The sequence below is a fragment of the Methylobacterium frigidaeris genome (genome assembly GCF_022179185.1).
Lineage (GTDB): Bacteria > Pseudomonadota > Alphaproteobacteria > Rhizobiales > Beijerinckiaceae > Methylobacterium > Methylobacterium frigidaeris.
Genome location: NZ_BPQJ01000003.1, coordinates 303,807 through 316,508 on the forward strand (window position 1 = coordinate 303,807; position 12,702 = coordinate 316,508).

General features: G+C 71.0%; 11 protein-coding genes. 8 read left to right on the forward strand and 3 right to left on the reverse strand.

What is annotated here, in order from left to right:
• Window positions 1–130 precede the first annotated feature (130 nt).
• From MFF64_RS04980 to MFF64_RS05000, 5 genes are all read left to right on the forward strand, one after another.
• Entirely contained in the window at window positions 131–2,281 is a 2,151-nt protein-coding gene (locus MFF64_RS04980) for an ATP-binding protein (RefSeq protein ID WP_238189855.1), read from the forward strand.
• 82 nt (window positions 2,282–2,363) lie between these two features.
• Window positions 2,364–2,663, forward strand: coding sequence for a hypothetical protein (locus MFF64_RS04985; RefSeq protein WP_238189857.1), 300 nt, complete (start codon window positions 2,364–2,366; stop codon window positions 2,661–2,663).
• Window positions 2,664–3,099: 436 nt separating this feature from the next.
• Entirely contained in the window at window positions 3,100–3,333 is a 234-nt protein-coding gene (locus MFF64_RS04990) for a hypothetical protein (protein ID WP_238189859.1), read from the forward strand.
• A gap of 197 nt (window positions 3,334–3,530) precedes the next feature.
• Window positions 3,531–3,884, forward strand: coding sequence for a hypothetical protein (locus MFF64_RS04995; RefSeq protein WP_238189861.1), 354 nt, complete (start codon window positions 3,531–3,533; stop codon window positions 3,882–3,884).
• Window positions 3,885–4,088: 204 nt separating this feature from the next.
• Entirely contained in the window at window positions 4,089–4,478 is a 390-nt protein-coding gene (locus tag MFF64_RS05000) for a response regulator transcription factor (protein WP_238189863.1), read from the forward strand.
• A gap of 64 nt (window positions 4,479–4,542) precedes the next feature.
• Here the strand turns inward: MFF64_RS05000 and MFF64_RS05005 are convergent, their stop codons facing one another.
• Genes MFF64_RS05005 through MFF64_RS05015 form a run of 3 tightly spaced genes read right to left on the reverse strand, consistent with a single transcriptional unit; the run spans window position 4,543 to window position 7,386 of the window.
• The gene (locus MFF64_RS05005) at window positions 4,543–5,175 is read right to left on the reverse strand and encodes a response regulator transcription factor (RefSeq protein WP_238189865.1); all 633 of its coding nucleotides are present in this window, start codon (window positions 5,173–5,175) and stop codon (window positions 4,543–4,545) included.
• Window positions 5,172–7,067, reverse strand: a complete 1,896-nt coding sequence (locus MFF64_RS05010) for a PAS domain-containing sensor histidine kinase (RefSeq protein WP_238189867.1) — start codon at window positions 7,065–7,067, stop codon at window positions 5,172–5,174. The genes MFF64_RS05005 and MFF64_RS05010 overlap by 4 nt, the downstream gene beginning before the upstream one ends.
• A complete protein-coding gene (locus MFF64_RS05015; RefSeq protein ID WP_133123349.1) occupies window positions 7,051–7,386 on the reverse strand; it encodes a hypothetical protein in 336 nt (111 codons plus the stop codon). The genes MFF64_RS05010 and MFF64_RS05015 overlap by 17 nt, the downstream gene beginning before the upstream one ends.
• Before the next feature lie 593 nt (window positions 7,387–7,979).
• On the opposite strand from MFF64_RS05015, the gene MFF64_RS05020 reads away from it, so the two are divergent.
• From MFF64_RS05020 to MFF64_RS05030, 3 genes are all read left to right on the forward strand, one after another.
• The gene (locus MFF64_RS05020) at window positions 7,980–8,309 is read left to right on the forward strand and encodes a hypothetical protein (protein ID WP_238189877.1); all 330 of its coding nucleotides are present in this window, start codon (window positions 7,980–7,982) and stop codon (window positions 8,307–8,309) included.
• Between the two features lie 92 nt (window positions 8,310–8,401).
• Entirely contained in the window at window positions 8,402–9,559 is a 1,158-nt protein-coding gene (locus tag MFF64_RS05025; protein WP_238189879.1) for an efflux RND transporter periplasmic adaptor subunit, read from the forward strand.
• The gene (locus tag MFF64_RS05030) at window positions 9,556–12,681 is read left to right on the forward strand and encodes an efflux RND transporter permease subunit (protein WP_099904082.1); all 3,126 of its coding nucleotides are present in this window, start codon (window positions 9,556–9,558) and stop codon (window positions 12,679–12,681) included. The genes MFF64_RS05025 and MFF64_RS05030 overlap by 4 nt, the downstream gene beginning before the upstream one ends.
• Window positions 12,682–12,702: the final 21 nt, after the last annotated feature.

Consider the following 12,702-nt stretch of genomic DNA (forward strand, 5'->3'; position numbering starts at 1 on the left):
GAGGCCGGCTCGCCTGGGCAGGCCCGTCCGTTCCGGCAAAATGGGTGTGTTCAGAGCGCGATGCGGGCTTACGACGGAGACGGGCGACCGGGTTCTGGGGCGGGACGGCAGCCCTCCCGACAGGTACCGAATGGCTGATCCCGGGCATGGGGCCCGCGCGCCCGAGTCGCCTGACCGGCCGCGGCAGGTCGTGCGCAGGGCCCGGTGGTTCGCGCGGGCGAGCGGCACCTTCGGGGGCTCCGTCGCCCTGACCGCCATGGCCGGCTGGTGGTTCGACGTTCCGATCCTCAGACAGATCGTTCCCGGTCAGCCGCCCATGGTCGTTCTGACCGCCACCGGTGCGCTCTTGCTCGGGTCATCGCTTCTGCTCACGACGGTGGCCGAAGGCGCGCGGGCCGCCCGCCGGGCCGGCCGCTGGCTCGCCGCAGCGGCGGCCGCCATCAGCCTCGCCGGGCTCCTGCGCTACGTCCCGCCGGGCGGGATCCGCGTGGACGACTGGGCCCAACGCCTGGTGTACGGCCCGCTGGAGCCCGGGAGCGGCATGGCCCTGGCGACGGCCATGAGCCTCCTGGGCTCCGTTGTGGGTCTCCTTCTCCAGGATGCGCCCTACCGGCGCCTGCGCGTCCTCGGGACGCTCGCCGCGCTGAGCGGCCTCGTCACCGCCGCGGTCGGCGGGCTCGGCTACGCCTACAGCCTGGGCGCCTTGCAGGATGGCCCGTACTCCCGCATGGCTCTCGTGACCGCCACCACGTTGGGCGTCCTGTCGCTCGGCGTCCTGTTGAGCCGGCCCAACCAACCCTGGGTCGCCACCATCCTCGGCGCGGGCGAGACCGGGGCCCTGACGCGCCACCTCCTGCTGGCCGTGGTGGTCGCGCCGCTGGTACTCGGATGGCTGCAGCTCCATGCGGCTCGCAAGGGCCTGATCGCGGCGGAGAACGGGACGGCTCTCCTGGTCATCGTCCTCACGCTCTGGCTCGCCGGATTGGCCATCCGGACGGCGCGCAGCATCGACCAGCGCGCCGTCGCGGAACGGAGGCTCCGGGAGACGCTGGAGGGCATGAACGAGGCCCTGGAGCAGCGGGTGGCGGACCGAACCCGGGAACTCGCGCAGGCCCAGGACGCGCTGCTGCAGTCGCAGAAGATGGAGGCGATCGGGCAGCTCACCGGCGGCGTGGCGCACGATTTCAACAATCTGCTGACGATCATCCGGTCCTCGACGGACTTCCTGCGCCGACCGAACCTTCCGGAGGAGCGCCGCCGCCGCTACCTCGACGCGGTCTCAGACACCGTCGACCGTGCCGCGAAGCTGACCGCGCAACTGCTCGCCTTCGCCCGGCGGCAGGCGCTCCAGCCCGAGGTGTTCGACGCCGCCGACCGCATTCGGGGCATCGCCCAGATGCTGGACTCCCTCACCGGAGCCCGCATCAGGATCGTGACGGAGCTGACCGACCAGCGTTGCCTGGTGCACGCGGACCCCAATCAGTTCGAGACGGCTCTGGTGAACCTCGCGGTGAACGCGCGCGACGCCATGGAGAGCGAAGGCACGCTGACCATCGGCCTGACGTGCGGGCGCGCCAAGCCTGTCATCCGCGGTCATGGCGGTTCGTCGCGCCCCTTCGTGGCGGTCGCGGTCACGGATACCGGCTCGGGGATCGCGACGGAGCAGCTCCCCCGGATCTTCGAGCCGTTCTTCACCACCAAGGAGGTGGGCAAGGGCACGGGCCTGGGCCTGTCCCAGGTCATCGGCTTCGCCAAGCAGTCAGGTGGCGACGTGGACGTGGCCAGCGTGGTTCGACGGGGCAGCACCTTCACGCTGTACCTGCCGCAGGCCGAGGCCGAGATGGAGCCGACGATCTCCGATCCGCAGCCTGACGGGCAGGCCTGGGAGCCCGGTGACCGGTGCATCCTGGTGGTCGAGGACAACGTCGAGATCGGCCGGTTCTGTACGCAGATCCTGCACGACCTCGGCTACGGCGCGATGCTGACCCAGACGGCGGAGGCGGCGCTCGCCGAGATCGAGGCCGTGCCGTTCCGGTTCGACGCGGTGTTCTCGGACGTGGTGATGCCGGGCATGGGCGGGATCGCGCTCGCCAGGCGGCTGCAGCAGACCCACCCGGACATGCCGGTGGTGCTGACCTCCGGCTACAGCGACGTGCTGGCCCAGGAGGAGGCGCACGGCTTCGCACTCGTTCGCAAGCCCTATTCCGCTCAGGAGGTCGGCCAGGCGCTGCACACGGCCATTACCCGCAAGCGCAAGGTCCGGGCTCACGCCGGCGCGTAACCGGCTCGGGCGCGCCTCGCCAACCCTGCACGGACTCGAGCTGGCTGAAATGGGGGGCCGGCGCGGGTCGGTTGACCCCGTAATGACGGACAGGGCGTGCGCCGTGTGCGTCGGCACTGTTCTGGTCGGGGCGAGCACGGCCCTGCTGCTCACGGCGGCGGCGGCCGCAGGCCCGTGCGACACGGGCCCCCGCGATCCGCACCGCACGACCTCCACCGCCAACCCGTCGACCGCCAGCAAGGTGACACCGGGCACGAAGGCGGAGACGACAGGCTCCCTGGGCGGCACCCGGGAGGCAGGCGGCAAGACGGCGGTGCCGGGGGATACCTCCAGGATGTCGCCGCAGGATCAGGCCTCGGCGCAGCGACCCGACGATTGCTGATCGCACCCTGGGGAGGGCGGCAGGCTCGCGCTGCTGGACGACGTGCACTGCCGCAGGGAACGCGGCATGATCGCCATGGCGACAAGTTGCGCCCGCAGGCCGACCGCCTGGCGGGCGCTTCGCGTTCCAGGAGGTGGCTTTGCTCGATCCCCCCGTGGAGGCGCAGCAGCTCACCACCTTCGCCGATCGCCTCGCCCCCCTGCCGCCGCGATCCCGAGCGCTTCCACGCCGAGAAGCACGCCCTGGTCGGCAACCTGCGCCGCGCTGCTCGGCCGGGCCCAGGCGACCCCCAACGAGGTCCGCCGCAAGCAGAACGACCGCGACCGCCCCGACGGCCTCGCCGCCTGGAAGGCCCCGACCACCCCGCGGAAGCCGCCCACCCGGGCGGCTTCGTCGTTTCGGAGCCCCACCATCCGGCGAGCTGAAGGCGACGACGATGCCGGTGCGGATGCTCACCGGCATGGTCGGCGACAGCTTCTCCTACCTCGCCGGCGAGACCGTCACGGTGACTGACGGGATCGACGGCACGCTGGTCGTGCGCGAGACCGCCCGTACTCGCGGCCTCACCTTGGCCGACCGGGTGACGATCGCCGGTCATGATTGCGCGATCGAGTCGGTGCCGATCGCGCATCGCTCCGGCTGGCTCTCGCTCACCGTCTCGCGCTTGTAGTAGAAGTACTCCTTTCTGCCACGCTTCTGCTTGACGAAATTGCCGTTCGCTGGAAAAGGCCGATCGAACCGAGCGTCGAAAAGCTTCGAGCACAGATCCGCGAAGGCGATCTGATCGAGGTGTGAGAGCGCGCGCACGAACCGACGACCTTGTTACCAAATCACAGGAATTGGTAACAGGAGACCGAGTGGGGCTGCGTGGCGAGGGCCCCTCGCCTGGACGGCGGCGAGCTGATGGCGCCCGACACCTCCCGCACCGCGGTCGACGTCGACTTCGGCGGCCGGCGGCGCAAGCTGCAGCTCACCCTCGGCTGCATCGGCGAGATCCAGCCGTGGCTGGCCACCCATCTCCAGCTCGCCGCCGACATCCTGTCGGCCGCGGTGGCGGGGGTGGAGCCGGAGGGACACGGGGCAGCGGACAGGAGCGACGCCCCGGCGACCTCTCCGTCTGGTACCGGGTCAAGGGCGGTTTCCGTTTTTGGGCCAGGGCCGACGCAGTCAGCGGGGAGGAAGAGCCCCGCTGCGACGGAGAGAGCAGCCAAGCGTCAATGATGCGCCGATGCCACAAGCGTGCGGACGCCGCGATCGTCCCGCTCGCGGGGATGCGCGACATCTCGTCCAGACAGAGTGATCGGCAAACCTCAGTATGATTCCCGAAGCGTCCTCCGCCCCCTAGGTACTGGGTCAGATGCCGCGTCGGGCGGGTTTTCCCTTACGCCGTGACGCGGCGAGGCGAGTTCCATGACACAAGAACCGATGATCGCGATCGTGGACGACGACGAGGGTGTCCGCATCTCCATGGCGAGCCTGGTGCGGTCGCTGGGCTATCGCGCTCGCACCTACGCATCCGGCGCAGACTTCCTCGGCGACGCGCTCGACCGGGAGCCGGCGGTCATGATCTCCGACATTCGGATGCCGGGCATGAATGGTGACGAGCTGCAAGCGCGGCTGCTCGCGGCCGGCCGGTGTTTTCCGATCATCTTCCTGACGGCCTATTCGACCGAGGCGGTCAAGAAGCGCGTTCTCGATGCCGGTGCGGTCTGCTTGCTGAGCAAGCCCGCCGATGGCGAAACCATCATCCGCTGCATCGAGGAGGCACTCGACGGGGTTCACGCAACGCGTCGCGACGTCGACGCCGTGACCTGAGCCCGCCCGTAGCCGCCGTCACCGGGATCCGCCGCAACGTTCCGGCGGAGCGAGGCCGAGGCGTTCACCCCGGCACGATTCCGAGCGCTTGCGCCATCCGGACGAGATCGGCCAAGGACCGTGCCGCCATCTTCCGCATGACGTGGCCGCGGTGGATCTTGACCGTGATCTCGCTGAGATCGAGGAGCCCGGCGATCTGCTTGTTCATCAGCCCCGCCGTGACGTGGACGAAGACCTCACGCTCACGGGCGGTGAGCGTCTCGTAGGCCGTCCGCACCGCCAGGAGCCCCGCGTCGCGGCTGCGCCGCTCGGCATCGCGGGCGAGCGCGGTCATGACGGCGTCCAGCATGTCCTGGTCGCGGAACGGCTTGGTCAGGAAGTCGACAGCGCCGGCCTTCATCGCCCGGACCGACATCGGGATGTCCCCGTGGCCCGTCATCAGGATGACGGGCAGATGAATCCCTAGGCCGGCGAGCTGCGCCTGGAAGTCGAGGCCGCTCAGGCCCGGCATGCGCACGTCGAGGACGAGGCAGCCGGGGCCATCGGACCGCTTCGTGTTCAGGAACTCGGCCGCCGACGCATAGGCGGTCGTGGCGAGGTCGACGGAGCGGAACAGGCCGGCCAGGGCGGCGCGCAGGTCCGGGTCGTCGTCGACGATGAAGACGGTGGGGCCGGCGGGCCCGTCGCGGCGGCTCATCGTGCAGCTCCGGCGGGCAGGAGAATGTGGAACGCGGCGCCGGCCCCGGTATCCGAGACCCAGAGCCGTCCGCCATGGGCCTCGATCGTCGAGCGGCAGATCGCGAGCCCCATGCCCATCCCGTCTCCCTTCGTGGTGTAGAAGGGCTGGAAGATCTGCTCCTGCATCTCCGGCGCGATGCCCTCGCCGGTATCCGTCACGTCGCAGCGCACCTGCCCCTCCTCCCGCGACGTCCGCACGGTGAGCACCCGCGGCCGGCCCCGGACGGCCGCCATCGCCTGGATCCCGTTGACCATGAGGTTGATGACGACCTGCTGGAGCTGCAACCGGTCGCCGAGGATATGCGGCAGGCCGGGCTCGTGCTCGGTCTGCAGGATCACGGCGTGGCGTGCCAGCTCGCGCTCGATGAGCTGGCACGCCTCGCCGATCATCCCGGGCAGGTCGAGCCATTCCTGGCGCGGCGACGCCTTCTTCAGGAACCCGCGGATGCGCGCCACGATCTCGGACGCCCGCCGGCCGTTCGCCACCACGCGACCGAGCGCGTCGGTCGCTTCCCCGAGGTCCGGCGACGGGCGCCTCAGCCAGCGGAGCGCGGCCTCGCCGTTGGTGACGATGGCGGCCAGCGGCTGGTTGATCTCGTGCGCCATGGTCGCGGTGAGCTCGCCCATGGTCGAGACCCGGGCCGCGTGGGCGAGATCCGCCTGGACCGCCAGGAGCGCCGACTCGGCCTCCTTGCGCTCGCTGATGTCGAAGGCGTGGACCAGCACGAAGCCGAGATCGTCCGGATCGGCCGGGAAGCTGACGCCGAACAGCACCGGGATGATGTCGCCGTCATAGGTGCGCACCTGCGACTCGCCCTCGAAGGACCGCTCCCCGCGCGCCAGCGCCGCGAGCGCCTGCGGGAAGGTCTGGTCGGCCTCCAGCAGGCGCTCGTCGAGGGTGCTGAGCAGGGCGTCGCGCGAGGGCGCCCGCAGCATGCGCAGGGCCGCGGTGTTCACGTCCACGATCCTGACCCGATTGCGCATCCGCTCGACGCAGCCCTCGCTCGCCATGCAGTAGCCCGCGACGTCGCGCACGCCTTCGCGGTGCAGCCGGTCGAGGTCGGCCCTCACGCCCGACCAGTCCTGCTGGAAGATCGCCACCCGCGTGTTCTCGAAGATCGCGCGGTAGCGCTGCTCGCTCGCGACCAGTTGCGAGTCGGTGCGCTTGCGGTCGGTGACGTCGGTGTTCGTCTCGAGCACCGCGAGCGGCGCGCCCGCGGCGTCGCGCTGCAGGACCCAGCGGCTCTCGACGGTGACGAGGTCGCCCGCGCGCGTCCGCTGGACGAGCTCGCCCTCCCAGCGGCCGGTCCGGTGGAGCGCGTCGAGGATCGCGGTCCGGTCGGTGGGGAACGTCGAGTGCAGAAGGTCGTGCGCGACGCAACCGACCGCCTCGGCCGAGGACCAGCCGTAGAATTCCTCGGCGGCGCGATTCCAGAAAGTGATCACGTCGCGGGCATCGCGCACGAAGACGGCGTCGTGGGTGAGGTCGAGAAGGCTGGCCTGCTCCGCCAGCACGGCGGCATCGGCCTTGTGGCGCAGGCCGAGCGCCGCCGTGATGCCGATCGCCGCGAGGCTGACGAAGCAGCGCAGCAGCGGCGCCCCGATGTCGTCGGCCCGATGCGAGACGAGGTAGGCCGCGAGCGTGAGGGCGAGGCAGCCGGCGGTGGTCAGCACGACGCCTCGCCGGGAGAAACTGCGCGCGGCGATCAGAACGACGACGACGTACAGGACCGCCACCGCGCCCTCGATGGGTGAGAACGCGTCGAGGAGGAAGACGCCGGCCGCGATCAGGACCGCGCCGATGCGAGGAACCAGACGAGAATGGGCCTCGGTCTCAGGCGTCGGGCGCATCCGGCCCCTCGTGGTCCGCCCGCGGCAGGCTGACGCCGAACCCCGATCCGCGGCCGGGCGCCGGGCGCACCCCGACCGGGACCTCGAGCGCCCGCGCGGTCCGGCAGACGATGGGGAGACCGACACCCAGGCCCGCCCCGTCGCCGCGCCCGGCACCATCGGTCGCCACACCGGCCGCCATGAGGGCGACCTGCAGCGGTTGCTCGAGGTCGTGGCCGGCGACGACCGGAAGGCGGACCAAGGCCGTGCGCGCAGCCTCGGACCGCATCAGGGCGTCGCCCCATGCCGGTCCTCGCGGGACCGCAATCGTCATCCGCATCCACCTCTCCCCCGGCCCTGACCCGGCCGGCTCCCCCCGGTCCGGCGTGCCGGACGATGCCCGACGGCTCGCCTGAACGGAATTATACGGAGGTTTCATCCGGGTTGTACGTCGGACGTCAGTCTACCGGACCGCGGGTCGTGCATTCGGTCGATCGTGATGACGGCGCTGGACGGTCAGTGGGGCACTACCTGTCGGTCTCTGACGGTCCGATCACGCCGTGCCGCGCCGCGGGGCGAGGAGGGCCGCCCGCCCGCACGGATTTGCTCCGTCCGGCGAGACCCGCCATTCCGGACCGCGCGCAGGATCGGTCCGCCGGCGGCTCCGTCGGACGCCTGCCCTGCGAGCTGGATCTCTTCGAGAAGCTCCGACGATCCTCGCGGCGGCACGCGCTCCGTCGCTTCGCGGGCAGGCGCGGCAGGCCCCCGTTCGCGATGATCCCGGCCGAGCGCCGATGGCCCTATACCCGAGTATAAGCGCCTCATATCAACGGGCTCTATTGCGATGCCTTGATATGGATGTCCTTTCGCGCATCGGATCGCAATTCTGACCAGGACGCCGCCGCGGCGGCTCTGGCGATAATGAGGCCGATCATGAACGCTCGATACATCCTGCCCGTCGTGCTTCTCACCCTCACGACGAACCTGGCGGCGGCGCAGGGCGCCGGGAACGCCTACGAATACGCCGGCAGCCATGCCGGTGGCCCGGCCGACGCGCTGATTCCGAACGGCGTCCCCGCACCGATCGTCCCGGTCGTGAGGAGCCCCGCCTATCGCTACTCCGGCAGCCACGCCGGCGGGCCGGCCGACGCGCTGATTCCCGACGGCGTCCCGGCGCCGGTCGTCCCGGTCGTCAGGAGCCCCGCCTATCGCTACTCCGGCAGCCATGCCGGCGGACCGGCGGACGCCCTCATCCGGGATTGACGCCGGATAGCCGGCACGCGGCGGCGGATCGGAGGAGGTCCTCTCGTCCGGTCCCGACCGGGCCGCGCGCCACCTCGTGGAGGCGACCGTCGATGCCCCGCTGGCCGACAATCACCTTAAGCGGCGCAGGCCTCGCCGCGATCGGGCTCGCCGCCCTCGGCACCAGGCCTGTGCCAGGCCCGGGCGAGCCGGCGCCGGCGCCGGTTCCCGTCGTGACGGCCTCCGTCGCGAGAGGAGACGTCCCGCTGATCCTGACCGGCATCGGCACGGTCCAGGCCTTCAACGAGGCCGTGATCCGCAGCCAGGTCACCGGCATCCTGGAAAGCGTCGCCTTCACCGAGGGGCAGCCGGTGCGGCGGGGGGACGTGCTGGCGCGGATCGACCCGCGCCTCTACCAGGCGCGGCTCGACCAGGCTGAGGCCCAGCTCGCCCGCGATCAGGCGCTTCTGGCCAACCAGGAGACGAACCTGCACCGCGACGAGCCGCTGCTCCAGCGCGGCTTCGCCACCGACGAGCGGGTCACCGGCGAGCGGGCCCGGATCGCGCAGACGCAAGGCACCCTCGCGGCCGACCAGGCCGCCGTCGCCGAGGCGCGGACGCAGCTCGACTTCGCGACCCTGCGCGCGCCCTTCGATGGCGTCACCGGCCTGCGCCTAGTCGATCCGGGCAACGTCATCCGCCCGACCGACCCGACGGGAATCGTGACGCTCACGCAGATCCAGCCGATCAGCGTCGTGTTCACCCTGCCGGCCTCGGACATCCCGCAGGTGCGGGAGGCACTGGCACGCGGGCCCGTGCCGACGACCGTGGACGATCAGTCGGGGACACGCCGGCTCGACACCGGCACCCTGCTCCTCGTCAACAACCGGGCGAATACGAGCTCCGGAACGGTTCAGCTCAAGGCGACCTTCCCGAACGCGCAGGCGCAGCTCTGGCCGGGTACCTTCGTCAACGTGCGGGTGACGACCTCGGTCGTCCGCGGCGCGCTCACCGTCCCGACCGACGCGGTGCAGCAGAACGACCAGGGCTCCTTCGTCTTCGTCGTCGGCGCGGACCGGAGGGTGTCGATGCGGCCGGTGCGGATCGCCCAGCGCGTTCAGGGCACGGCCCTGATCGCGTCGGGCCTGAGCTCCGGCGAGACGGTGGTGGTGCAGGGCCAGTACCGGCTCACCCCCGGCACGCCGATCGTGAGCGCGCCGGCCTCCGAGGTGCCGGACACCACGACGGCGAGCGCGGGGATGCTGCCATGAACCTCTCGGCTCCTTTCGTCGCCCGGCCGATCGCGACCGCTCTCCTGATGCTGGCGATCGTGGTGCTCGGCGCGATCAGCTACAGGCTCCTGCCCGTCGCGGCGTTGCCCGACATCGACACGCCGACCATCCAGGTCACCGCCCAGCTCCCGGGCGCCGATCCGGCCACCGTCGCCGCCTCGGTCACGACCCAGCTCGAGCGGCAATTCGGCCAGATTCCCGGCCTGTCTCAGATGACCTCGAGCAGCGGCACCGGATTCGCCGCGCTCACCCTGCAATTCGACCGCAGCCGCACCGTGGATTCCGCCGCCGGCGACGTGCAGGCGGCGATCAACGCCACGCAGGGCCAGCTTCCCGCCGCCCTCCTCGATCCGCCCACCTACCGCAAGACCAATCCGGCCGACACGCCGATCCTGCTCATCGCCCTCACCTCGGACGTGCTGCCGATCATGACGGTGAGCGACTACGCGAACTCGATCCTGGCCCAGAAGCTCTCGCAAGTCCCGGGCGTCGGCCTCGTCGGGATCGGCGGGCTGCAGAGCCCGTCCTTGCGCATCCAGGTCAACCCGGCGCAGCTCGCCGGCGAGAACCTCGACTTCGAGGCGGTGCGCAGCGCGCTCGGGACCCTCACGGTGCTGCAGCCGAAGGGACAGCTCTACGGTCGCGAGCAGGCTTTCGCCCTCCGGACCAACGACCAGCTCACGACCGTGCAGGGTTTCGAGGACGCCATCGTCGCCTATCGCGACGGCGCGCCGATCCGCGTGCGCGACATCGGCCGGGTGGTGAAGGCCCCGCAGGACACCACGCTCGCCGGATGGCTGAACGACAGGCCCGCCGTGCTGCTGACCATCCAGCGCCAACCGGGCGCCAACGTGACCGCCACGGTGGCGGCGATCCGCGCCGCCCTGCCGCGGCTGCAGGCGTCGCTCCCGCCGGGCATCCGGGTCGAGATCGTCTCCGACCGCACCCAGACCATCCAGGCCAGCCTCGCGGACGTGAAGGTCACCCTGCTCCTCACCATCGCGCTCGTGGTCGGCGTCATCGCGCTGTTCCTGCGCCGGCTCTGGGCGACCGTCATTCCGGGAATCGCGGTCCCCGTCTCCCTCGTCGGCACCTTCGCGGCGATGCTCGGGCTCGGCTACAGCCTCGACAACCTGTCGCTGATGGCGCTCACCATCGCGATCGGCTTCGTCGTCGACGACGCCATCGTCATGGTCGAGACCATCGTGCGCCGCGTCGAGGACGGCGCCACACCGATGCGCGCGGCCATCGACGGGGCGGGCGAGATCGGCTTCACGATCCTGTCGATCTCGCTCTCGCTGATCGCGGTGTTCATCCCGCTCTTCCTGATGGGGGGCGTGGTCGGCCTGCTCTTCCGGGAATTCGCCGTCACGGTGGCGGCGTCGATCCTCGTCTCGGTCGTCGTCTCGCTGACCCTGACCCCGATGCTCTGCGCGCGGCTGCTTCCCTCGGGAGGGGCCGCGCCGGGCCGGGCGTCCCGCCTCCTCGAAGCCGGGTTCGCCGCCCTCACCGAGGCTTATGGCCGGGCCCTGCGAACCGTGCTGCGTCACCGCCTCGTCACGCTCGCGACCTTCCTCGCCACGGTGGCGGTCACCGGCTACCTGTTCGTGATCATCCCGAAGGGCTTCTTCCCGCAGCAGGATACCGGGCTCATCATCGGCATCAGCGAGGCGGCGCAGGACGTCTCGCCGGAGGGCATGCGCCAGCGCCAGGCGGCGATCCTGGCGATCGCCGGCCAAGATCCGGCAGTGGCCTCGGCGATTGGCTATATCGGCCCGGGCGGCCCGACGGTCACGGAGAATGACGGGCGCGTCTTCCTGACCCTGAAGCCGCGACCTGAGCGGGACGTGTCCGCCGACCAGGTGATCGCCCGCCTCTCCGAGGCACTCCGGCCGGTCCAGGGTATCACCCTCTACATGCAGGCGGCGCAGGACATCACCATCGGCAGCCGTCTCGCCAAGACGCAGTACCAGTATACGCTCACCGACGTGAACCTCGACGAGCTCGACCGCTACGCACCGAAGCTGTTGGCAGCGTTGCGGACACGGCCCGAGCTCACCGCGGTGGCGAGCGACCAGCAATCGACCGCCCGCACCCTCACCGTCGAGATCGACCGCACCGCCGCCTCCCGCCTCGGGATCGACCCCGCGCGCGTCGACGCGACGCTGTACGACGCCTTCGGCCAGCGCCACGTGGCGCGGATCTACACCGCGCTCAACCAGTACTACGCGATCCTCGAGGTCGATCCGCGCGACCAGCTCGGCCCGGCGGCGCTCGACCGGATCTACGTCCGCTCGCAGAGCGGCACCGCGGTGCCGATCGGGCAGATCGCCCGGCTGGTCCCCGGGGTCGGCCCCGCCGTCGTGAACCATCAGGGTCAGTTCCCGTCGGTGACCCTGAGCTTCAATCTCGCGCCCGGGGCGACGATCGGCGCGGCGGTGGCGGCGGTCGAGAACGCGACGGCGGCGCTGCACCTGCCGCGCGCGATCGCCACGAGCTTCCAGGGCAACGCCCAGGCGTTCCAGACCTCGCTCGCGAGCACGCCGCCGCTGATCCTGGCCGCCCTGTTCGCGGTCTACGTGATCCTCGGCATGCTCTACGAGAGCACGATCCATCCGCTCACCATCCTGTCGACGCTGCCCTCGGCCGGTCTCGGTGCGCTCGCCACGCTGATGCTGGTCGGACGTCCCCTCGACCTGATCGGGATCATCGGGATCATCCTCCTGATCGGGATCGTGAAGAAGAACGGCATCATGCTGGTCGACGCGGCGATCGCGGCCGAGCGGCGGGAGCACGCCTCGGCCGAGGAGGCGATCACCCAGGCCTGCCTGCTGCGCTTCCGGCCGATCCTGATGACGACGCTCTGCGCGCTGCTCGGGGCCGTGCCGCTGATGCTCGGCACCGGCACGGGATCCGAGATCCGTCAGCCGCTCGGCTACGCGATCGTCGGCGGCCTTCTCGTCTCGCAGGTGCTCACCCTGTTCACGACGCCGGTCGTCTACCTGTTCATGGGGCGGCTGAGCGCCGCCCTGGCGTCGCGCGGCTCGGCGGCCGCAGCACCGCCCGCCGTCGCCGGGAACGTCCGCGTCCGCCAGGATTGAGCCATGCCCGGCGTCCCCCTC